Raw genomic sequence first — 21,926 nt, forward strand, 5'->3', positions numbered from 1 at the left:
ATTGATAACAGGCTGTCATAATAGCTTGAGCTAAACATAAGAATCCCTCGTTATAACTAACGAGGGATTTTTTTATGGCTGTTAATCGCGATTTAGAGACGTAGGTCTTAGTTTAGTCGTGCTGCCATAGCTTGTGATTTATCGGCGGTCATTACAAAGTGCAATGTTCCACCGGCTTTAATTTCACTGTGCTCAAAGCTATTAAAGACATCCAGTGGTTTGCTGTTAATCAACGCTGATTTCACATACTTATTATCACTGCTGTTATTCTCTGCCGTGATAGTAAAATCACCCGTTGGTAGCTTGATTGTTACTTCATCAAAAATAGGGCGACCAATGGTGTAGGTTGGATCAGTTGGGGTGACTTGATAAAAGCCCATTGCTGACATAATGTACCATGCAGACATTTGACCGACGTCTTCATTACCAATGATGCCGTCTGGGGTTGGCTTATAGAATTCTTTGTAAACCTTATCGAGATATTCTTGAGTCTTCCATGATTCATTGGTACGGTTATACAGGTAAATTACGTGGTGCGATGGCTCGTTACCATGAATATATTGACCAATAAAGCCTGTCATATCTTGGTGGTTTTCACCGCCATTAGCATCAGCTGTGAATAAGTCATTCAACTTAGTATTGAACCCTTCAGTACCGCCCATGACTTCAGTTAACTTGTCGAGATCTTGCATGAACGTCCATTGCCACTGCCACGCATTACCTTCGGTATACCATAACGCATCTGAGCTGTATGGATTAAAGGCATCAGAAGCGAACTCTTTTTCACAACTGTTTAGTTTCACCGGTACAAAGAAGCCAGCCTCTTTATCCCAATGATTTAAAGACCAATAGGCACGATCGTTAAACTCGTTATAAGCAGCATCATCACCGGCCGCTTTTGCCATTTGCGCGATAGTCCAATCATAGTATGAAAACTCTAACGCATAAGAGACTGAGTTCCAGTTAGGTAAACCGACACACTTATCACGTTCATAGTAACTTAGTTGACCAGCCATCACGGCTTGCAAAGTATGATCGGGAATTTGAGGGAAGTCATACGGACGGTAATAAGCTGATTTCTTCGCTGCTTCTAATGCATCTTGAGGATCAACATTCAAGCCTTTGACGACGGCATCACCAATAATTGCGGTGGCAGGATAGCCAATCATAGTGCCTGTTTCTTCACCATAACCTTCCCATTTTGGCAGTAATCCTGTTTCTTGTGATTTACGGATCAAGTCATTGGCTAAGTCAGTTGCATGTTGTGGGTTAGTGATGGTTAGTAGAGGATGAACAGCACGGAAAGTATCCCATGTTGAATAAACCGAATAGTTCTTATAGCCGTCAGCCTGACGAATTGCTCCAAGTAGATCACGGTAACGACCATCGACGTCTTGATACTCAACTGGGGCAATCATGGCGTGATACATCGCAGTGTAGAAGTTGGTTTTCTCAGCCTCAGAACCGCCTTTTACTTGAACGGTAGCAAGTTCTTTCGCCCATGCAAGTTCCGCATTCACTTTAACATTAGCAAAATTGTAAGTTGGCGTTTCTGCTTCTAAATTCTTTTGTGCACCTTCCCAATCTACAGGTGATAGCGCGACGCGCATTTCAATCGGTTGATTACCTTTGCCAAAATCTAAATAAGTGATCTGTTCTTTATTAGGACTATTGATTGAGCCGTAAACTGCGCCCATCTGCATGTCCATTGCATCGCCACCATCACGGGCAATCATCGCATGAGCAATGGGCTGATTAAATTGCGCGTAGAAGAAAATATCTTGGCCTTGGAACCAACCTGTAGAAACGCGACGGCCACGAATAGTGTATTCATCAACTAACTCGACGCGGTTTTGTAAGGATTCACCATTATTAGCTGTAAGCGTGTGGGCTAGGTCGAGTTTGATTTTACGATCCGCGTCTGGTGCATAAGTATAACGATGGACACCGACACGGGTAGTGGTAGTTAACTCAGCTTTAATATTGCCATTGTTAAGCACAACTGAGTAGTAACCCGGTGATGCGATTTCAGTCGCTTTATTAAACGCATTATTTTCACTATTGGCGATATCTGAATATGGTAATACGAGGATGTCACCGAGATCTGTCGCTCCAGTACCTGATAGGTGAGTATGAGAAAAACCATAAATGTTTAAATCTGTTGCTAACACATCTCCTGCAACATAATCACTGGCATCCCAGTAACCTGACGCTGAATGCCATGGGTTTTGACCTGCTTCAGTGTCAGCATTAGTGCCTTTAAATGTATCAGGGCTTAATTGCACCATACCGCGTGGAACAACCGCCCCTGGGAATGTGTGTCCAGAAGCTGCAGTACCAATCATAGGATCGATATATTTCAAAACTGCCATGTTGATAATCGGTGTTGCAGGCAAGCTAGTATCAGGTGTGGTGATTTCAGGTTGCTTATTGTTATCGCTGTTACAGCCCAATAAACCTAATGACAATACCAGTGAGATAGCAATCGGAGTCAATTTAAACGTCATAATGTTCCACCTAACAAATATGTAGTGTGAGAATGTTCACGTCGACCAAGAGTGAATATTCTCAAGTGCCAAGAGTAAGAATAAGCTTCGTTAGCCGCATAGTAGGGGGGAATCACTGCTGTAGTAAGATGATAAAACAATCATTTACTGGACTTTTGTACCGATTAAATTGAAACGTGAGGCTGCTTCATGCTGTTTTTAGCGAGGATTATGTTTCCTTAATGAATGATATTGTTTCTGTCAGTAAATAATAATTAGCCATTTTTGCGATCAGCTTCATAGTATTGCAGATAACTTACAGTGTTTTTTCAATGCTTGTTTTAGATCAAATAGATTTGATAACGAAAGGCGTAAAAATACCTAGAGAGTATTTTTAATGAATGCCATTACTTAAATCTGTTTTATAGAACAAGGCATATTTGATAATGAATATTTAAAAAATAAGGTAAGTTATTATGAGCAGTGCATTTTATATTCCAAGCGTTAACTTTATGGGTGCAGGTTGTTTAACAGCAGCAGCTGATGCGATTAAGGCTCACGGCTTTAAAAAAGCACTAATAGTTACCGATAAGGTATTAAATGAAATTGGTGTGGTGACGCAAGTTGCGGTGTTATTAACTGAACGCAATATTGATTCTGTTGTTTATGATGGTACTCAACCAAACCCAACGATCACCAATGTTGATCAAGGTTTAGCACTGCTTAAAGATAATGGCTGTGACTTTGTTATCTCACTCGGTGGCGGTTCACCGCATGATTGCGCAAAAGGCATTGCATTACTTGCTGCTAACGGTGGTCAAATTGGTGATTACGAAGGTGTTGACCGTTCTGCAAAACCACAATTACCCGTTGTTGCGATTAACACAACAGCAGGTACTGCTTCTGAAATGACTCGTTTCTGTATTATTACTGATGAATCGCGTCACATTAAAATGGCGATTGTCGATAAAAATACCACACCGTTAATGTCAGTTAATGATCCTAAGTTAATGTTAGCAAAACCTGCGTCATTGACTGCAGCAACAGGTATGGACGCATTAACGCATGCGATTGAAGCTTATGTTTCAATTGCCGCTACACCAATTACAGATGCGGTAGCGATTAAAGCGATTGAATTGATTGAAGTGAATTTGCGTACAGCTGTAAAAGACGGTCAAAACTTAAATGCGCGTGAGCAAATGGCTTATGCACAATTTATGGCAGGTATGGCATTTAACAACGCGTCGTTAGGTTATGTACATGCAATGGCGCACCAACTGGGTGGTTTTTATAATCTGCCTCATGGTGTGTGTAACGCTGTATTATTACCTCATGTTCAACGTTATAACGCGCAAGTGTGTCCTGAGCGTTTACGTGATGTTGCCGCAGCAATGGGTGTGAATGTGAGTGAAATGACACCACAGCAAGGCGCTGCTGCTGCCATTGATGCGATCATGGTATTATCTCAAGATGTAGGTATTCCTGCTGGCTTAAAAGAGCTGAATGTAAAAGCAGAAGATATCGCTTTGTTGTCTGATAATGCATTAAAAGATGCGTGTGGTTTTACTAACCCTAAACAAGCTTCTCATGAAGAAATTTCACAAATCTTTATGGATGCAATGTAACGATTAATGTTAGCTATAAAATATTAGCGCTAAATAATACATAAAAAAACGCCTCGATCATCGAGGCGTTTTTGTTTTTATAATAATGGGCTGAACATATAGAAGAAGCGTTCAACAAGCTTATTGCGTACTGAGCGTTTTTCCCATTTTACTTTATCAACGGGTTCTGAGTCTGCAATGTAACTTTGCTGTAATTGGCTAAGTTTATGAGTGAACTCAAGATTATCAACTGCCATTGTGACTTCGAAATTAAGCCATAAACTGCGCATATCAAGGTTAACCGTACCAATTAAGCAATGGGAATCATCAATGACCACTGATTTAGTATGTAATAGGCCACCATGAAAACGGTGAATATGTACTCCTGATTTTAAAAGGTCACTAAAGAAAGAGCGACTTGCCCATTCAACCATGGTCGAATCATTCTTCTTTGGTAGCACAATATGTACCGCAATATTACGTTCAGCCGCGCCTTTCATAGCATGTAATAAGTGCTCACTCGGAACAAAGTAAGGGGTTGTAATAACAATACTTTTCTTTGCTTGGTAAATACTTAATAGCAATACTTGATGAATAATATCATCGGGCATCCCTGGGCCTGATGGGATCACTTGTACCGTGTCATACTCGGGTTTATCTTCTGTTGGTATTTTACAGGCAGGTAATGGTGGTAAAAACCGTTGTCCAGTTTCAACTTCCCAATCCCATGCTTGAATACAATTTAGTACTGAAACCGTAGGGCCACTGATTCTTACCATCACATCAACCCATTGGCCGACACCGGCATCAACTTTAAAGAAAGCAGGATCAACTAAGTTCATCGAACCGGTATACGCAATATTGTCATCAATCACCACTATTTTTCGGTGTTGACGTAAATCGAGACGGCGTAAGAACATTCTAAAGGGTGATACTGCTAGTGCTTCTACCAACTCAATTCCTGCACCACGAATCAACTTTGGCCAGTGAGAACGGAAGAAACGCATGCTGCCTGCCGAATCAAGTAATATTCGAATGTTAATACCGCGCTTAGCCGCTTGGATCAGTGCCACTCCAACTTCATCAGCAAGACCACCAGGATTCCAGATGTAAAACTCTAGATGAATAGAATGTTGCGCATTATTAATATCAGCAATAAGAGCCCGTAAAATTTCATCTGTTGACGATTTTAAGGACAGGTGATTACCGACTAATCCTGGTAATCCAAGGCGGTTTTCACACAGATCGCTAATGGGTTTTGCTACATCACTCATATTTTGTGGCTGGTGACCGGGGCAGTCAGTGAGACATTGAAACCAGCTCGCAAAAGGGAAAAACATTTCTCGAGCACGTTCTGCCCGTTTTTTGCCAAGATTCAGTTCGCCAAATAAGAGGTAGGCGATAACACCACCAATGGGGACGATATAAATAATCATCATCCATGCGAGAGATACACCAACAGCTCGTCGTTTGAAGACCACACGCACAGTGACAGCGGCAATTAACAGCCAATAGGCGAAAATGCCAATCCACGTTAAGATTTGATAAAACTGTTCCATCGAATGACTTCATCAATATATAAATACAATTTGTATGTATAGTGCATTGAAATGGAAAAAAAACCTAATATTCACTGCTCTTTAGTGCTTATACTGAATAATCAAGGCTATTTTTGAGGGAGTGTTACCATTTCAGGGGATAAAAAAGAGAGGGGGTAATTAAACCGATAGCATAAGGCTTAGCGATCTTTGGAATAAGGACGCTTAACGATAACCAATAATATAAACCTCAAGACTGTTCTTTTTTGAGTGGCTGGTTATACTCGCGCCATCTTTGTACCGTAAAGGCGTTATTTTCATTATGTTTGATCTTGTTTACCAGCACTCTGATTTTTTAGTTATTAATAAACACCCTGGGATCAGTGTTCATAAAGACGATAATGATCAGCCATTACTGGCAGCCGTTGCCGAGCAAACAGGTGATGAGAAGCTCTATTTAATTCATCGACTTGATAAGATGACGTCAGGGTTATTGTTACTTGGGCGTAATAAACCCGCGGCGGCGGCATTATGTGCTAATTTTGCTGAGCGTCGGGTTGAAAAGTTTTATGTCGCTATTGCCACTAAAAAGCCAAAGAAAAAACAAGGTGTTGTCATCGGTGATATGACTCGTTCACGTCGTAGTAGTTGGAAATTAGAAATCACCAAAGTGAACCCTGCCATAACCCAGTTTTTCTCTGCCGCAGCAGGGGAAGGGCGACGGATATTTATGTGTAAACCTCACACAGGTAAAACCCATCAAATTCGTGTTGCATTACGTAGCGTCGGTTCCGGCATTACGGGTGATGATATCTATGGCAATGAAGCCGCAGATCGGGGCTATTTACACGCTTATGGTTTACGTTTTCCTTACCAAGGTGAGTTACAACAATTTTTATGCCCGCCTAGCTTCGGAGAATTATGGTCGACAGCCGAAGCACAGTTAGCATTAGCAGAATGGCATCAGCCTTGGACGTTATCATGGCCTGTATTGGCGACTAAAAAATAGTGATCTGAATTAAATATCCACAGTTAGCAATTAACTGTGGATATTATCAGCAATTGATTTGTAAATCGTGGATGTGCATTTCTTTTTGGTATTGATAAATTATAATACGACAAGGGAATGTATTAGTTAGAGGTTTACAATGCGCAGTGCTCATTCACGTACACTTAAAATGCGAGTTTCTCAGCAAAAACGCCAATCACATCATCGTCGAAATCGTGCCCAACAATATCTATTATTACCTGAAACTACCCCTCGTCATTTTCTCTCATCATCAGCGACACTTACCTTACATCCCACCAGTGTGATGGACTATTCAGTTGAATATATATTACGTGCGAAACCTTAGCAATTTCGCCGTAAACCATCGCCCAATACGGGCGGTGAGAAGTCACTGAATGATTCTATTTTGTCAGTGGTTGGTATTCTTAAGCGCAACGTATAGAATAGCCGCCTTAAATTGACTATGTTGAATGATATTATGGAAATTAGTGCTCTACCTACTTTAGAAGCCCATTTATTAACGGCTTTAGCAACACCACCAACAGAAGTTCGCCGATTGTTCCATGGTCGTGGCCGCTGTTGGCAAGGGCTTGAACAAATCACCGTTGATTGGCTTCAAGGTCAAGTACTGGTTTCCTTATTTAAAGAGCCTGATGCTGATTTTATGCAAGCCTTAACGGACTTGCTCGCAGCATTAACGCAAACAGATGCTTGGCAAACAAGTGGTGCCCGTTCTTTACTGTTGCAACATCGCGATCGTCAAGGTTCGCCAATGGATGTGTTGTGGGGACAAAGCTCAGACTATCAAGATGTGATTGAAAGCGGTTTAACCTACAAATTAGATTTAGGCCGCAATCAAAATAACGGTTTATTTTTAGATATGCGTTATGGTCGTGATTGGGTCCGTGAGCATGCTGCGGGTAAACGAGTACTTAACTTATTTGCTTATACTTGTGGTTTTTCTGTGGCAGCAATCGCTGGTGGTGCAGAATTTGTGGTTAACCTTGATATGGCAAAAGCGGCATTAAGTCGTGGTCGTGATAATCACCATCTTAATAACCATGATTTAAAGAAAGTGAGTTTCCTCGGTCATGAATTATTTAAGTCGTGGGGTAAAGTGCGCAAGATGGGTCCTTATGATTTAATCATTATTGATCCGCCATCATTCCAAAAGGGCAGTTTTGCACTGACAAAAGACTACCAAAAGATTTTACGTCGTTTACCTGAATTATTAACCGCAGACGGTGTTGTATTAGCGTGTGTGAATGATCCAACGTTAACCTGTCAATTTTTGATTGATGGTATGGCTGCTGAAGCACCAGATATGGTGTTCTCTCATCGTTTAGAAAACCCTGCTGAGTTTAAAGATATTGAGCTAGAAGCGGGTCTTAAAGCTTTAGTTTTTGAGCGCCATTGCTAATTTTTTAGCGTTATATTTTTAGTGTTATAATAGACAGCTAAAATAAGAATCCCTTATCGACTCTACTAGTTTTAGTTAAGAGTAGATAAGGGATTTTTTTATCTAAAATTAGCAGTAAACTTTTTATTATAACAAGTCATATGAACTTTATTGCGGTTTGTATGTTGCGTTTTTGTGGTCAGTGACAAATACTAAAATGAGCAGTTAAAAATAAAATTAATTGATTAAATTGTCAGTGCAAGGGGTGCACTCAATCCAAATACATTAAGGATGTGTCGTTATGTTTAAATCGTTCTTTCTCGATCGTCGCTGGTTCTTATGGTCGATTGTCGGTAGTGCCATTATTTTATATGTTACTTGGTATAAAGTGCAGATAGACGTAGAAGTGAATGAATGGTTTGGCAGTTTTTATGATCTTATTCAAAAAGCGTTAGCAACACCCAATGCGGTGACGTTTGATGAATTTCTGGCTGGTTGTATTGAGTTTTTCAATATTGTATCGGTGTATATCGTTATTGCCGTTATTCTCGATTTCTTTGTTCGGCACTATGTGTTTCGCTGGCGTACCGCGATGAATAACTATTATATGAAGCATTGGGATAAAATTAGTCATATAGAAGGGGCATCACAACGAGTACAAGAAGATACCATGCGTTTCGCACGTATTGTAGAAAGCCTAGGTGTTAGCTTTATGCGATCACTCATGACGTTATTCGCATTTTTACCTATTCTATGGACGTTAAGTGAGAATATCACTGAGCTACCATGGATTGGCAGTGTTGATAGGTCATTGGTTTATTTAGCCATTATTTCTGCATTATTTGGAACGGTATTATTGGCGATTGTTGGCATTCGTTTACCTGGTTTAGAGTTTAAAAATCAAAAAGTAGAAGCTGCTTATCGTAAAGAGTTAGTGTTTGGTGAAGATAATACCGCGCGCGCTAAGCCTGAAACCGTTAAAGAATTATTTTTTAATGTGCGTAAAAATTACTTTAATTTATATCGTCATTATTTATATTTTGATATCGCTAAATGGTCGTATATTCAATATACCGTAATTGTTCCTTATATTGCGCTCGGTCCTGCGATTGTTTCTGGCGCGTTAACATTAGGCGTAATGCAACAAATATTAAGAGCCTTTGGGAAAGTAGAAGAGTCGTTTCAATTTCTTGTACACTCATGGAGCACAATTGTAGAATTAATGTCTATTTATAAAAGATTACGATCATTTGAAGTGCAGATTAATGATGCTATTAATATTGAAAGTGTACCTGTTGATTGATTTATTTCGATGATATAAAAGCCCTAACCAGTCTATACTCTTTCTCGTTGAAGTCGTATAGACGTTGGTCAGGGCTTTTTATATTATCATAGTGCTAATTATTTCAGAGACTCACAATATTTTTCTGTAATAGCTTGTGATACAAGTTCACGTCCACTGACATCACGAATGGTGATTAAATAATTAACCCCATGCTTGAACAGTGGTATAAGCTCAGCATTACGGCAATAATTAGTACTGGCCGTTTTGATCGCCATTGTTGGTTTGATGCGACCATTACCACCATAAAGAATATTGATTTTTACCGTATTCTTACTCGCGTAAGCTTGAGTGATTTGGTAAGCATCAATTTTAGGATAGGGCGCTTTACTATCAATCGCTGCAGCTCGTGATTGTGCCAGTGATTCTGCAACCATTTGTTGGTCGTGAGAAGCACAGCCACCAAGGATAAACAGACCGACAGCGGCAACCAGTAATTTTTTTGTTTTAGTTAGGTTCACAAGTTGATCCTGAGTATATTTAAGGTAATACTTTTTTAAAGGGTTTAACGATCACATTAGCGTAAACACCAGCGTCAATATATGGATCTGCATTGGCCCATTGTTGTGCTTGTTCTAATGACTCAAAATCAGCAATAACAGTTGAACCTGTAAAACCTGCTTCACCTGGGTTTTCACTATCAATGGCAGGCATTGGACCCGCTACCAATAAGCGATCTTGTTGTTGAAGTTCTTTTAGACGCGCTAAGTGTTGCTCACGTACACTCATGCGGCGTTCTAGGCTATTTTCAACATCTTGAGAAAAAATTACATACCACATATTAGGCATTCCCTATTTTGGTTATGGTTTACATTACGAATAACGCTTCGTACTGTTTTTAGTATGCCACCATACTAACTAAATATTGATAGCTAACAAGTAGATCTAGGGAAATAATAAAAAGCACCAACGATTGTTAGTGCTTATTATTAATTACGTGTTTTTTGATTTGTGTGGTTTATTGCTATGCTTCAATTTTACGTGGACGGCCTTCGCTATTGATTGCGACATAATTAAATGTCGCTTCACAGACACGGTAACGTTCACCGATGCCATCAACGGCGACAGGTTTTACCCATACTTCTAAGCCCACACTCATTGATGTATTACCGATGCGTTTACATTCACCGTGGCAACAAACAACATCACCTACGCCAACAGGCGCTTTAAATTCGATTTTATCAACAGAAACAGTCACCACCCGACCGCGAGAGATCTCTTTGGCTAAGATAGCACCAGCAAGATCCAGTTGTGACATGATCCAACCACCAAAAATATCACCATTGGCATTAGTATCGGCAGGCATCGCTAAAGTACGCAGTAACAGCTGTCCACGAGGGATATTGTTTTCAGTAATCATCGGTTATACAACTTTATTTATCATCAGGGCTTTTAGGTAAGTGGCGATAAATATAGCCACCCGTGGCAAAGGTAAATAGCAGCGTTAACGCTAACAAACCAAATACCTTGAAATCCACCCAAATATCAAGCGGAAAATTGAATGCAATATAAATGTTTACAATAGCACAAACAACAAAAAACACCGTCCATGCAAGATTGATACGTAACCAAACGTTATCAGGCAAGGTCATTTCTTTGCCGAGCATCGATTTAATCAATGGCTTGTGCATTATCTGGCTAATAAGCAATGCAAGTGCAAATAAACCATAAATAATAGTGACTTTCCATTTAATGAAATTTTCATCATGTAAGACCAGTGTTAAACCACCAAAAATAGCAACCATAGCAAAAGTGATGAGTTGCATTTTTTCGATTTTTTTATAGATAAACCATGTCACGATCAGTTGAATTGCTGTGGTTATAATCAATGCACCCGTTGCGACAAAAATACCACTGGTTTTAAATAACACGAAAAAGATCAGTAATGGAATAAACTCTATTAGTTGTTTCATTGGTACTGGCTCATTAAAAAGAATTTTTCAGAGTATACCTGTTACAAGCCCTGAATGAAAAAAAGCTACTTAGTTGCCCAAGTAGCCATTGTTCATACTATTAAATGGAGTGTGATTATGATGCCGTTGCTGCTACGGGTTGCTCTTGAGTTTCATATAAACTATCAATAATCACCGCACATGCGGCATCACCAGTGATATTGAGCGCGGTACGAATCATGTCGAAGATACGATCTAGAGCAAACAATAACGGTAAGCCTTCAATTGGAATACCAGCTGAGAGTAAGACGGCAACCACTAAAAATGAGGGACCAGGTACACCTGCTTGACCAATGGCACCAATAGTTGAGGTAACAATTATCGCAATGTAAGCACTTATGCCCAGTTCAATATTAAATATTTGAGCAAAGAAAATAGCGACTAAACCATAGTAAATAGCATTACCGCTCATATTGATCGTGGCACCAAGGGGTAATACAAATGCAGCCGTTGAATTTTTAACGCCCAACTCTTCTTCACAGGTTTCCATTGTAACGGGGAGTGTCGCCATTGATGATGCGGTCGATAACGCTACCGCTTGTGGTTTTTTCATTGCGACAAGAAATTTAAGTGGTGAGGTTTTAGAAAACAGTTTGATCATGATTGGATAACCAATAAAGCCGTAGATCAAAATAGCTGCGATATAAACAACAAAGAGTTTAAGTACAACTGTTAATGCACTGAACCCAAAGCTACCAATAGCGTCTGCCATTAAACCAAACACACCAATTGGTGCAAATTTCATTACTACATTTATCATCCATACCATGGCATCGACAATAGCATTTATTCCGTTAATTAAAGGTTGGCGGCGTTCGAGTTCTAATTTAGAAAGCGCAATACCAAAAAATAGACAAAAGATGAGAATTTGAAGGATATTAGCTTCATTAAGGGAATTAAAAATATTGGTTGGGATCATGCCTAAGATGGTTGCCCAAAATGAGGGTAATGTGCCTTTATCGGCATAAGTGTTGGCAAACATGCCCGCAACACCCGATAAATCAACGCCTATTCCCGGTTGAAATACCACGCCCATCACTAGTGCTAACGCAACAGCCAGTGCTGACGTTATACCGAAGAAAGCCAATGTTGTAATGCCTATTTTACCCGCGGCATGGCTATTACCTAAGCTTGCTGCACCAGAAATAATAGCGACCGCAACTAAAGGGATCACGAGCATTTTAATTAGATGGATAAAAAGGCTACCAAGCGGTGCAAACATCACAGCATCATGTCCCATTATGATGCCGACGATCGTACCGATGATCATTGCTATAACAACTTGTACACCGATATTATGTAACAGATTTTGATTTTTTAACACGATATATACCCCAGTGATATCGAAATAACACATTAATAATGTTGTTGGTTTGTTTTTTATTGTAAGTGCTACTGTTATTATTATTTTGTATGTTTGATATGACTTTTACACTGAAGGAGATATGTTAGCAATATATAACCATTTATTTTGGTGTGATTTTTTGCTTTTTTTGAAATGTATTGAGCATATAGCGAAGTTTTTAGTGGTTATATCATGTGGTGGCCAATGTGAATATTAATTGATTCACCATTTTGTTGTTATGTAAATGTTGCCACCAATAACGGTGTTGGTGGCAATGGAACCAGTATTAGCGAAGTGTGGCTGATTTCATATTACTGATAAAGAATCCGAGTTGATCGAGCATTGAATCTGGATCATTAAGATTATTCTCAATAATTTTTACCACGGCTGAACCTGAAATAGCACCCGCAGCGCCTGCTTTAATGGCGGTGTTAACTTGCTCTGGGGTTGAAATCCCAAAACCGAGTAACGCTGGTGGCGCATTATGAGCTTTTAATGCGGCTAATAATGGCTCAATGGGCATTTCTGCTTTCGTTTCAGCGCCAGTGACGCCAGCACGTGAAAGGAGATAAGTATAACCGCCTCCAAGCTCTGATACTGTTTTTAACGTTTGTGCGTCAGCATTAGGCGGTGCGATAAAAATAGGGTGAATACCATGGGTTTCTGCCGCTATTCTAAACTCGTGTGAAGCATTAACGGGTACATCGGCGATTAATACCGAATCAACCCCTGCATCAGCACAACGACGATAAAAATCATCAATGCCAGCAGCAAACACTAAATTGGCATACATCAGTAATCCGATGGGTAATTGAGGATATTTAGCACGGATCTTAGTTAGCATCTCAAAACAGATTGTCGGGGTGGTGTTTGCAGCAAGGGCACGAATATTTGCCCCTTGGATAGTTGGACCATCAGCGAGGGGATCTGAAAAAGGAATCCCTAACTCTAATGCATCAGCGCCTGCAGTAACCAAAGTATCAATAATATCCATTGACTGTTGTGGCGTCGGATCACCAAGCGTTACAAATGGCACCAAAGCGCCTTCATTTCGTGCGCTAAGTTGAGTAAATAGGGTGTGATAACGATCCATTATAAGACTCCTTTTGCCGTTAAAATATCATGGACAGTAAAGATGTCTTTATCACCACGACCAGAAAGATTGACCACCAGTAATTGTTCTTTTTCGGGGTCGTCAGCAATTATTTTTAGCGCATAAGCCAGTGCATGAGCAGATTCTAGTGCTGGAATAATGCCTTCTTTTCGAGCGAGTAATTGAAAAGCCTCTAATGCTTCATCATCAGTGACAGCGCCATATTCAGCACGACCAATCGCATTAAGGTGAGCATGCTGAGGGCCTACTGATGGAAAATCTAAGCCTGCAGAAATAGAATAGGACTCTTCGACTTGACCATGTTCATCTTGCATTAACGGTGCTTTCATTCCAAAGAAAATACCGAGTTTACCGTGTTTCAATGGTGCGCCATGCATGTCGGTATCTAAGCCTTTACCTGCGGGCTCAACCCCAATTAACCGCACATTATTTTCTTCGATGAAATCTGCAAACATGCCAATCGCATTAGAGCCACCGCCAACACAAGCAATAACAGCATCAGGTAAACGGCCTTCTTTTTCGATAATCTGTACTTTAGTTTCTTCACCAATGATTTTTTGAAACTCACGCACGATGGTTGGGAAGGGATGTGGACCTGCTGCAGTACCTAATAGGTAATGGGCGGTGTCATAACTGGCAGACCAATCACGCATTGCTTCATTACAGGCATCTTTTAAGGTTGCTGAGCCTGAGGTTACAGGAATAACCGTCGCGCCCATTAATTTCATTCTAAATACATTAGGGCTTTGGCGTTCAATGTCTTTCGCCCCCATATAAATACGGCATTTTAGCCCCAGTAACGCACAAGCTAGTGCAGTAGCAACACCATGTTGACCCGCGCCTGTTTCAGCGATAATTTCTTTTTTCCCCATTCGCTGTGCAAGCAATGCTTGGCCTAATACTTGGTTAGTTTTGTGCGCGCCGCCATGAAGTAAGTCTTCGCGTTTAAGGTACAGTTTAGTTTTTGTGCCTTGAGTTAAATTTTGGCATAACGTTAATGCTGTTGGTCGTCCAGCATAGTCTTTTAATAACGCTATAAACTGTTGCTGAAAGTCGGGATCTTGTTGCGCTTCAATAAAAGCATCTTCGAGTTGATCTAACGCTGGTACCAAAATTTGAGGCACATATTGACCACCAAACTCACCAAAGTAGGCATTCAATTTACTCATAATTATTTATCGTCCTTAATGTGTTTGATTGCCGTAAAGGCTGCTGTTAGTTTATGCGGATCTTTTTTGCCAGGTTTGCTTTCAACGCCCGAGTTTATATCTAAGCCACTAAAGCCTAACGAGGCTGCTTGACCGACATTTTCAGGTGTGAGGCCACCTGCAAGTAAGCTGTTTTCTTTATCATCATCAGCGATCAATGACCAATCAAAGCAAACCCCTGTCCCACCACTTTGACCTTTAATTTTACTGTCAAACAGATGTTTATCTGCTGGCCATTGGTTGATGTCAGGAACGTTATCGGTAATGGCGTGTGCTTTCCAGATTTGGCAATCAGCGGGCAGTTTTTCGCGTAGCTGAGTGATATATTGTGGTGATTCTTTACCGTGTAATTGAACGGCAGCGAGTGCTAAATCTGTTGCGGTAGTAATAATTTCTGTGAGTGGGCTATCTTGGAATACCCCCACAAAATCCAATGGTGCAGAAGCGACGACAGCTGCCGCTTGCTCGACACTGATATAGCGGGGTGATGATGGTACAAAAATCAAGCCACCATAAGTTGCACCTTGTTGATAAGCATTATTGGCATCTTCAGTTGACGTTAGGCCACAGACTTTATGTGCACCAAATAATACTTTTCGAACGGCTAAATCAAGGTTATCAGCCGCCATTAATGAACTACCAATTAAAAAACCATTGGCATAAGGTGACAGTTCACGTACTTGCTGGTGGGTGTAAATCCCTGATTCAGAAATAACAATCGTGCCTTTCGGTAAATCGGGAGCAAGTTGCTTAGTTCGATTTAAATCAATACTCAGATCGCGTAAGTTACGGTTATTAATTCCGACGACTTTTGCATTAAGGTTGATAGCACGTGTTAGTTCAGCTTCATTACTGACTTCGGTTAAAATACCTAATTGTAGCGATTTAGCCACAGCAGCAAGTGTTTGGTATTGATGATCATCGAGTACCGATAGCATCAATAAAATGGCATCAGCTTGATAATGACGTGCTAAATACACTTGGTAGCTATCAATCATAAAGTCTTTACACAAGATTGGCTGTTTAACGAGGCTACGTACCTTGGGTAAAAATTCGACATTGCCTTGAAAATATTTTTCATCGGTTAATACCGAGATCGCACTGGCGTATTGATTATAGACCGTTGCAATATAATCTAAGTCGAAATCTTCTCGAATTAATCCTTTTGATGGTGAGGCTTTTTTACATTCAAGAATAAAAGCCGGTCGCTGAATGCCATTTTCGGTTGTGTTCGTGAGTGCTTGGTAGAAATCACGATCACTTAGGGTTAGTTGATGACGAAAACTGGCGAGTGGCTGAGCTTCTTTACGCGCATCAACCCAGATTTTTTTATCAGCAATAATCTTAGCAAGTACTGTTTCCATTATTAACCTCGGGCTGCCAGTTGTTCTACGAGTTGGTAAGCACTGCCTGAACGCATTGCAGCAATCGCTTGTTGGGTATTTGCTTTAAGATCTTGGTGCCCGAAAAGACGCAGTAAGAGCGCAACATTGACCGCAATCGCGCCTTCCTGAGCAGGTGTCCCTTTACCCGTTAAAATATTTTTAATAATGGCACGATTCTCTTCTGGCTCACCGCCTTGAATGGCTTCTAATGGATAGCTTTTAAGACCAAAGTCAGCGGGAGTAAGGGTGTATTCAGTGATAACACCATCAATGATTTCAGCGACATGCGTTTCCCCATGAATCGCAACTTCATCAAGGCCGCTGCCATGTACTACTGCGGCACGTTTTAATCCCATCGTTGCCAATGTTTCAGCAATCGGGCGAACTAACGCATTATCGTACACACCCATTAATTCAATATTAGGTTTGGCAGGATTAATTAAAGGTCCAAGCACATTGAAAATAGTACGGGTTTTTAATGTTTGACGTACTGGCATCGCATGGCGTACACCACCGTGGTATTCCGGCGCAAATAGAAAACATACCCCAAGATCATCTAGCGCTTGGCGGGCTGTTTGGGCTGGCATCGCTAAGTTAATACCGAATGTATCGAGTAAATCGGATGATCCTGATTTACTTGAAACCCCGCGATTACCATGTTTTGCGACCTTAACGCCACAAGCTGCTGCAACAAATGCCGCGGTGGTTGAAATATTGATAGTATTCGCACCATCACCACCGGTACCGACAATATCAGCAAAATCATAATCAGGGCGTGGGAAAGGGCTGGCATTTTTGACTAATGCTTTCGCTGCGCCCGCAATTTCTGCAGGGGTTTCCCCTTTTATTTTTAAGGCTGTTAATACCGCCGATAACACAATCGGCTCGACTTCACCATTAATGATGGCATCAAACAGAGTATGGCTTTCTGCTTGGCTCAGTGGTTGTTGGTCGTAGAGTTTATCTGCAAGTCTCGAAATAGTAGCGTTCATCATCATCTTCCTTAATGGTTATTGAGGCATTGGTTAGCCGCTGTAATCCAAGCCAGAGTATGAGTGAGTAGCTCTGCGCCTTGGGTGGTGAGAATAGATTCTGGGTGAAATTGAAAGCCACAAACCTTGTCGCGCTCATTGATAACTGCCATTACCAATCCGTTTACATCGGCAATTGTTTCAAGTTCTGCAGGCACCTCGGTAGCCACTAACGAGTGATAACGAGCAACCGCTAATGGGTTGGCAAGCTGACCAAAAACCGCATGGTGATTGTGGGTCATCATTGCGGCCTTACCATGAACAATATCACCAGCGCCCGCGACCTTACCGCCATAAGCTTCAACAATGGCTTGATGACCAAGGCAAATCCCAAGCATGGGGGTTTTACCTTTTACACGCTGAATAAGCTCAGGCATGCATCCGGCATCAACTGGCGCACCAGGACCGGGTGATAACACTAAGACTGAGTTGTTATGTTCAAGTAATGCTTGTTCAATATGGTGTGCTGATAGGTTATTACGATAAACCGTGACCGGAAACCCAAGACTGCGAAATTGATCTACGAGGTTATATGTAAACGAATCAAAGTTATCCAGCAGCACAATATGGGGGTGATGGTGATTATTATTGATGCTCATGTTGTGATCCTTAACCTTGGTGGGTGCTACGAATAGCATTGATAACCGCTTGGGCTTTCGTTGTGGTTTCGTCGGTTTCAGATTGTGGAATTGAGTCATAAACTACACCTGCTCCCGCCTGAACACTGGCAATACCATTTTCAACATAAGCAGAACGGATCACTATGCAGGTATCCATATCACCATGACCGGTAATATAACCAACCGCACCGCCATAACTGCCACGTCGGCGCTGCTCTACTTCACGAATAAGCTGCATAGCTCTGATTTTAGGTGCGCCCGTTAAAGTGCCCATGTTCATACAAGCTTGATAAGCGTGAAGGGCATCGAGATCTTGGCGTAACTGACCCACGACTCGTGATACTAAATGCATGACATGACTATAGCGGTCGACATGCAATAAATCGGCAACGTGGCGACTGCCTGCTTGGCAAATACGGGCAATATCATTACGGGCTAAATCGACTAACATCATGTGTTCGGCATTTTCTTTGGTGTCACAGCGTAGCTCGAGTTCAATGCGGGTATCGAGATCTAAATTAATTGAGCCATCACTGTTTTTTCCACGTTGACGTGTACCTGCAATGGGATAAATCTCAACTTGATTAGATTCAGTACAATATTTTAATGCACTCTCTGGTGATGCGCCAAATAAAGTAAAATCAGTATCATGCAGATAAAACATGTACGGGCTTGGATTACCTATCTTCAATGCTTTATAAGCGTTAAGCGGTGATGGACACGGCAGGGTAAATTGACGTGAAGGCACGACTTGGAATACATCACCGCGAATAACAAATTGTTTAAGTGCTGCTACCGTTTGGCTAAAGTCGTGATCACTAATACTGGTGTGGGGCTCACCAGCCACAACATGTTCAGCTGCGGGTAATGATTGTGGATTCAGACAACGTTCTTTTAGTGTTGCTAAACGCTGTTGGAGTCGATCGTGTGTTTGCGAGTGATTATTACCGAACAGGGTGGCTTGCAAATGTGCTTGTTGACGTTGGTGATCGATGATCAATAATGTTTCAGCAATATAGAAAATGTAATCAGGGCAGTTATTATCAGCATCAACAGCGGCAAGAGGTTCAAAGTCAGCCACTAAATCATAGGCAAATAATCCACCAATAAATAATGCATCACGAGGGTGATTATCAGTATCAAAAGCATGTTGAATCAGACGTAATGCATCAAACGATGAGGTTTGGCGTAAACGACTATCTTCATCTAAAAGTTGATCGTGGCTTGGAAACTGTAACTGTAATCCATTAGTGCAATACGTTGCTTCAATATCAGATTTTAGATGACTTTTTAGGGCATGTAATAATTGGCGACCGTTATCGGATTGTGGTTCTAAGACAACATTTTTTCCGCGACAAACTATCCGCACTGCGGCATCAATTAATAATAGACTTTTCAGATCTTGTTTAGAGTCAACCTCTGCTGATTCTAATAACAGATGACAAGGACTATCACCACAAAGTGTAAAGTAAACGTCAGTTGGGTCAGCAATATAAGCCACATCGAGAGTGAGTAACTCTAGTTGATGCTGAGTTAATGCTGTCGTGTCATAAGGATGAGATCCCGTTAATTCAGTATTCACAGCGTTCTCCCTGCCGTTTGTACAAAATAGCAATCCTGCTTTCATTGTTCGATAGTGGCGTAAACTTAGCATTTGAGCAAGACTAGTTTTTTACTTTTACCGACAATCATTAACAAGATGTATTATTGTGACTGTTTTTTGTCAAATATATAATAATCAATATATTGGGTGGTTATTGTTCGCTATATAATGACTAAAAAAAAGCCTAAGAAGATAGTTAGTTCATATGGAATTGTAAATTGTTACTACATTTCACACTTTACATACGCAGGAGCACCGCCAGTAAATCATGAATAAAGTCGATTGTTGGGAACTAATTTGCTGTAACATGACGCTATCCTATTTGTCTGCTGCTATATCCTAGGTTTATCGAGGTGTATAGCTGTGAATTGGTTTAAACTAGCTAAAGACTACGGTTATAGAAGTTAATACCGCTCATTGTCATTACGTACTAGTAAACTAGTTCATAAATATAAAGTCAAGAAGTAAAGTTATGTTGTTTGATTTACATTGTCATACTACAGCGTCAGACGGCCGCTTATCGCCGCAAGATCTTGTTCGACGCGCAGTTGAAATGCGGGTTGATGTGCTGGCAATTACTGATCACGATACAATTGATGGGCTTGCACAAGCCCATGCGGTTATCGAGCAAGAGCAATTACCGATTACATTAATTAATGGTATTGAGATATCAACAGTGTGGCAAAACTTTGATATTCATATCGTTGGGCTTAATATAGATCCCAATCATCCTGAGTTAATTTCATTTATTAACGCCCAAGTCGCGCATCGACTTGAACGTGCAAAAGAGATTGGCGCACGATTAGATAAAAATAAAATGCCCGGTGCTTTTGAAGGCGCTATGGCATTAGCGGGCGATGCGTCGATTACACGAGCGCATTTTGCTCGTTGGTTAGTTGAGCAAGGTTATGCCAAAACTATGCAGGCGGTGTTTAAGAAATTCTTAACTCGCGGTAATCCCGGTTATGTACCGCCAAGTTGGTGTTCTATTGCTGATGCTGTCACCGTGATTCATGCCGCTGGTGGTCAAGCAGTTATTGCACATCCCGGTCGTTATCAAATGACGGCAAAATGGATAAAGCGTTTAATTCAACACTTTATTGAAGCGGGAGGTGATGGCATTGAAGTTGCTCAACCACAACAAGCACCGCAAGAACGACGTACCTTTGGGGATTACGCCATCCAATATAATTTACTCGCTTCACAAGGGTCTGATTTTCATTATCCATCACCATGGACCGAATTAGGCCGTAATTTGTGGTTACCAAAAGATGTGTCACCGCTGTGGCAAGATTGGACGGTAGAGAAAAAGCGAGTCGAGGTAGAAATAACTGCAGAGTTATCTGCCTCGAAGGAGGATAAATGAGTCAATTTTTTTATGTACATCCAGAAACACCTCAAGCAAGGTTGATAACTCAAGCTGTTGATATTATCAAAAAAGGTGGGGTTGTTGTTTATCCAACAGACTCAGGCTATGCCTTGGGTTGCCAAATGGAAAATAAACAGGCACTTGAGCGTATCTGCCAAATACGACGTTTAAACGACAAGCACAATTTTACCTTGTTATGCCGTGATTTATCTGAATTATCACTGTATACCCGTGTCGATAATATCGCGTTTCGTTTGTTAAGAAATAATACCCCTGGTGCGTATACTTTTATCTTTAAAGGTACCAAAGAAGTACCACGTCGATTGATGAATGCTAAGCGTAAAACGATCGGTATTCGTGTACCTGATAACAATATTGCTCTGGCTTTACTTGAAGCTTTGGGTGAGCCAATGATGTCGACCAGTTTAATTTTGCCGGGCAAAGACACCACAGAAGCCGATCCTGATGAAATTCGTGATCAATTAGAGCATGCTGTTGATCTGATTATGCATGGTGGTTATCTGGGTGAACAACCTACGACGGTCATTGATTTTAGTGAAGGTGACATCGATATTGTACGTATTGGTGCTGGTGATATTACGCCGTTTGAATAAAACCGTTTAATTTACACAGTAATTGTATTGTTGTAATACCGCTTTTATAAACGTATCGCATTGTTTGTGATACGTTTTTTTTATCGCTATTTTTATGGTAAATAAGCGCTATATTTGCGATAATAATCGGCTACATATCTAGCATGATAGATTATTGATTATCGCGTTAGAATCCAAATTATTGCTATTCGCATCAATCATCCCATGTCACTTTCTTTTTAAAGCAATGCTTGCTACTAGAACGTATCAATCGGTGGTTTTTTGATGAGAATTTCGACGCCTGTGAAGGCGACAAAGGTTTATTTAC

At 40.8% G+C, this 21,926-nt stretch carries 20 protein-coding genes; 7 read left to right on the forward strand and 13 right to left on the reverse strand.

Annotation, left to right across the window (positions count from 1 at the left end):
* Positions 1-107 precede the first annotated feature (107 nt).
* Positions 108-2,507 carry a GH92 family glycosyl hydrolase gene (locus BTO21_RS02875; RefSeq protein WP_045026672.1) on the reverse strand — a complete coding sequence of 800 codons (2,400 nt, stop codon included), beginning with the start codon at positions 2,505-2,507 and terminating at the stop codon, positions 108-110.
* Between the two features lie 455 nt (positions 2,508-2,962).
* On the opposite strand from BTO21_RS02875, the gene yiaY reads away from it, so the two are divergent.
* On the forward strand, positions 2,963-4,111 hold the full coding sequence (gene yiaY, locus BTO21_RS02880; protein WP_045026670.1) for an L-threonine dehydrogenase: 1,149 nt from the start codon (positions 2,963-2,965) through the stop codon (positions 4,109-4,111).
* A 77-nt stretch (positions 4,112-4,188) separates the two neighbouring features.
* Here the strand turns inward: yiaY and cls are convergent, their stop codons facing one another.
* Entirely contained in the window at positions 4,189-5,649 is a 1,461-nt protein-coding gene (gene cls, locus BTO21_RS02885; RefSeq protein WP_045026669.1) for a cardiolipin synthase, read from the reverse strand.
* Positions 5,650-5,950: 301 nt separating this feature from the next.
* On the opposite strand from cls, the gene BTO21_RS02890 reads away from it, so the two are divergent.
* The 4 genes from BTO21_RS02890 (at position 5,951) to sbmA (ending at position 9,339) form a co-directional block, all read left to right on the forward strand.
* Positions 5,951-6,637 (forward strand): TIGR01621 family pseudouridine synthase, encoded by a 687-nt coding sequence (locus BTO21_RS02890; protein ID WP_045026667.1) that lies wholly within the window; start codon positions 5,951-5,953, stop codon positions 6,635-6,637.
* A gap of 139 nt (positions 6,638-6,776) precedes the next feature.
* Positions 6,777-6,983 carry a hypothetical protein gene (locus BTO21_RS02895; protein ID WP_045026665.1) on the forward strand — a complete coding sequence of 69 codons (207 nt, stop codon included), beginning with the start codon at positions 6,777-6,779 and terminating at the stop codon, positions 6,981-6,983.
* 132 nt (positions 6,984-7,115) lie between these two features.
* Positions 7,116-8,057 (forward strand): class I SAM-dependent methyltransferase, encoded by a 942-nt coding sequence (locus BTO21_RS02900; RefSeq protein WP_045026859.1) that lies wholly within the window; start codon positions 7,116-7,118, stop codon positions 8,055-8,057.
* A 280-nt stretch (positions 8,058-8,337) separates the two neighbouring features.
* The gene (gene sbmA / locus BTO21_RS02905) at positions 8,338-9,339 is read left to right on the forward strand and encodes a peptide antibiotic transporter SbmA (protein WP_052672582.1); all 1,002 of its coding nucleotides are present in this window, start codon (positions 8,338-8,340) and stop codon (positions 9,337-9,339) included.
* A gap of 98 nt (positions 9,340-9,437) precedes the next feature.
* Here sbmA and gspS2 read toward each other — a convergent pair whose 3' ends face one another.
* The 11 genes from gspS2 to BTO21_RS02960 all read right to left on the reverse strand — a co-directional run bounded on the left by gspS2 (position 9,438) and on the right by BTO21_RS02960 (position 19,615).
* Positions 9,438-9,839 carry a type II secretion system pilot lipoprotein GspS-beta gene (gene gspS2, locus BTO21_RS02910; RefSeq protein ID WP_065192726.1) on the reverse strand — a complete coding sequence of 134 codons (402 nt, stop codon included), beginning with the start codon at positions 9,837-9,839 and terminating at the stop codon, positions 9,438-9,440.
* A gap of 19 nt (positions 9,840-9,858) precedes the next feature.
* On the reverse strand, positions 9,859-10,158 hold the full coding sequence (locus BTO21_RS02915) for a YciI family protein (protein WP_045026662.1): 300 nt from the start codon (positions 10,156-10,158) through the stop codon (positions 9,859-9,861).
* Between the two features lie 184 nt (positions 10,159-10,342).
* A complete protein-coding gene (gene yciA, locus BTO21_RS02920) occupies positions 10,343-10,738 on the reverse strand; it encodes an acyl-CoA thioester hydrolase YciA (protein WP_065208388.1) in 396 nt (131 codons plus the stop codon).
* 13 nt (positions 10,739-10,751) lie between these two features.
* Positions 10,752-11,291, reverse strand: coding sequence for a septation protein A (locus tag BTO21_RS02925; protein ID WP_045026661.1), 540 nt, complete (start codon positions 11,289-11,291; stop codon positions 10,752-10,754).
* Positions 11,292-11,406: 115 nt separating this feature from the next.
* The gene (locus tag BTO21_RS02930; RefSeq protein WP_065194455.1) at positions 11,407-12,687 is read right to left on the reverse strand and encodes a dicarboxylate/amino acid:cation symporter; all 1,281 of its coding nucleotides are present in this window, start codon (positions 12,685-12,687) and stop codon (positions 11,407-11,409) included.
* A 274-nt stretch (positions 12,688-12,961) separates the two neighbouring features.
* Entirely contained in the window at positions 12,962-13,768 is an 807-nt protein-coding gene (trpA, locus tag BTO21_RS02935; protein WP_045026659.1) for a tryptophan synthase subunit alpha, read from the reverse strand.
* The gene (gene trpB, locus BTO21_RS02940; protein ID WP_045026658.1) at positions 13,768-14,958 is read right to left on the reverse strand and encodes a tryptophan synthase subunit beta; all 1,191 of its coding nucleotides are present in this window, start codon (positions 14,956-14,958) and stop codon (positions 13,768-13,770) included. The genes trpA and trpB overlap by 1 nt, the downstream gene beginning before the upstream one ends.
* Positions 14,959-14,960: 2 nt before the next feature.
* A complete protein-coding gene (gene trpCF / locus BTO21_RS02945) occupies positions 14,961-16,361 on the reverse strand; it encodes a bifunctional indole-3-glycerol-phosphate synthase TrpC/phosphoribosylanthranilate isomerase TrpF (protein ID WP_065208386.1) in 1,401 nt (466 codons plus the stop codon).
* Positions 16,362-16,363: 2 nt separating this feature from the next.
* On the reverse strand, positions 16,364-17,374 hold the full coding sequence (gene trpD, locus BTO21_RS02950) for an anthranilate phosphoribosyltransferase (RefSeq protein WP_045026654.1): 1,011 nt from the start codon (positions 17,372-17,374) through the stop codon (positions 16,364-16,366).
* Between the two features lie 11 nt (positions 17,375-17,385).
* Entirely contained in the window at positions 17,386-18,012 is a 627-nt protein-coding gene (locus tag BTO21_RS02955; RefSeq protein ID WP_045026653.1) for an aminodeoxychorismate/anthranilate synthase component II, read from the reverse strand.
* A 10-nt stretch (positions 18,013-18,022) separates the two neighbouring features.
* The gene (locus BTO21_RS02960) at positions 18,023-19,615 is read right to left on the reverse strand and encodes an anthranilate synthase component 1 (RefSeq protein WP_045026651.1); all 1,593 of its coding nucleotides are present in this window, start codon (positions 19,613-19,615) and stop codon (positions 18,023-18,025) included.
* 493 nt (positions 19,616-20,108) lie between these two features.
* On the opposite strand from BTO21_RS02960, the gene rnm reads away from it, so the two are divergent.
* Positions 20,109-21,002, forward strand: coding sequence for an RNase RNM (gene rnm, locus BTO21_RS02965; RefSeq protein ID WP_045026650.1), 894 nt, complete (start codon positions 20,109-20,111; stop codon positions 21,000-21,002).
* The gene (locus BTO21_RS02970; RefSeq protein ID WP_045026648.1) at positions 20,999-21,619 is read left to right on the forward strand and encodes an L-threonylcarbamoyladenylate synthase; all 621 of its coding nucleotides are present in this window, start codon (positions 20,999-21,001) and stop codon (positions 21,617-21,619) included. The genes rnm and BTO21_RS02970 overlap by 4 nt, the downstream gene beginning before the upstream one ends.
* The last annotated feature ends 307 nt before the right edge of the window (positions 21,620-21,926 follow it).

The sequence above is a fragment of the Photobacterium phosphoreum genome, from assembly GCF_002954725.1.
In the GTDB taxonomy this organism is placed as follows: Bacteria; Pseudomonadota; Gammaproteobacteria; order Enterobacterales; family Vibrionaceae; genus Photobacterium; species Photobacterium phosphoreum.

What these genes read in the sequence shown, in the direction of transcription:
- BTO21_RS02875 (WP_045026672.1), bottom strand. Translation starts at nt 2,507, where the DNA reads ATGACGTTTAAATTGACTCCGATTGCTATCTCACTGGTATTGTCATTA.
- trpD (WP_045026654.1), bottom strand. Translation starts at nt 17,374, where the DNA reads ATGAACGCTACTATTTCGAGACTTGCAGATAAACTCTACGACCAACAA.
- rnm (WP_045026650.1), top strand. Translation starts at nt 20,109, where the DNA reads ATGTTGTTTGATTTACATTGTCATACTACAGCGTCAGACGGCCGCTTA.
- sbmA (WP_052672582.1), top strand. Translation starts at nt 8,338, where the DNA reads ATGTTTAAATCGTTCTTTCTCGATCGTCGCTGGTTCTTATGGTCGATT.
- yiaY (WP_045026670.1), top strand. Translation starts at nt 2,963, where the DNA reads ATGAGCAGTGCATTTTATATTCCAAGCGTTAACTTTATGGGTGCAGGT.
- BTO21_RS02900 (WP_045026859.1), top strand. Translation starts at nt 7,116, where the DNA reads ATGGAAATTAGTGCTCTACCTACTTTAGAAGCCCATTTATTAACGGCT.
- BTO21_RS02970 (WP_045026648.1), top strand. Translation starts at nt 20,999, where the DNA reads ATGAGTCAATTTTTTTATGTACATCCAGAAACACCTCAAGCAAGGTTG.
- trpA (WP_045026659.1), bottom strand. Translation starts at nt 13,768, where the DNA reads ATGGATCGTTATCACACCCTATTTACTCAACTTAGCGCACGAAATGAA.
- BTO21_RS02915 (WP_045026662.1), bottom strand. Translation starts at nt 10,158, where the DNA reads ATGTGGTATGTAATTTTTTCTCAAGATGTTGAAAATAGCCTAGAACGC.
- cls (WP_045026669.1), bottom strand. Translation starts at nt 5,649, where the DNA reads ATGGAACAGTTTTATCAAATCTTAACGTGGATTGGCATTTTCGCCTAT.
- trpCF (WP_065208386.1), bottom strand. Translation starts at nt 16,361, where the DNA reads ATGGAAACAGTACTTGCTAAGATTATTGCTGATAAAAAAATCTGGGTT.
- yciA (WP_065208388.1), bottom strand. Translation starts at nt 10,738, where the DNA reads ATGATTACTGAAAACAATATCCCTCGTGGACAGCTGTTACTGCGTACT.
- BTO21_RS02930 (WP_065194455.1), bottom strand. Translation starts at nt 12,687, where the DNA reads ATGTGTTATTTCGATATCACTGGGGTATATATCGTGTTAAAAAATCAA.
- BTO21_RS02925 (WP_045026661.1), bottom strand. Translation starts at nt 11,291, where the DNA reads ATGAAACAACTAATAGAGTTTATTCCATTACTGATCTTTTTCGTGTTA.
- BTO21_RS02895 (WP_045026665.1), top strand. Translation starts at nt 6,777, where the DNA reads ATGCGCAGTGCTCATTCACGTACACTTAAAATGCGAGTTTCTCAGCAA.
- BTO21_RS02955 (WP_045026653.1), bottom strand. Translation starts at nt 18,012, where the DNA reads ATGAGCATCAATAATAATCACCATCACCCCCATATTGTGCTGCTGGAT.
- trpB (WP_045026658.1), bottom strand. Translation starts at nt 14,958, where the DNA reads ATGAGTAAATTGAATGCCTACTTTGGTGAGTTTGGTGGTCAATATGTG.
- BTO21_RS02890 (WP_045026667.1), top strand. Translation starts at nt 5,951, where the DNA reads ATGTTTGATCTTGTTTACCAGCACTCTGATTTTTTAGTTATTAATAAA.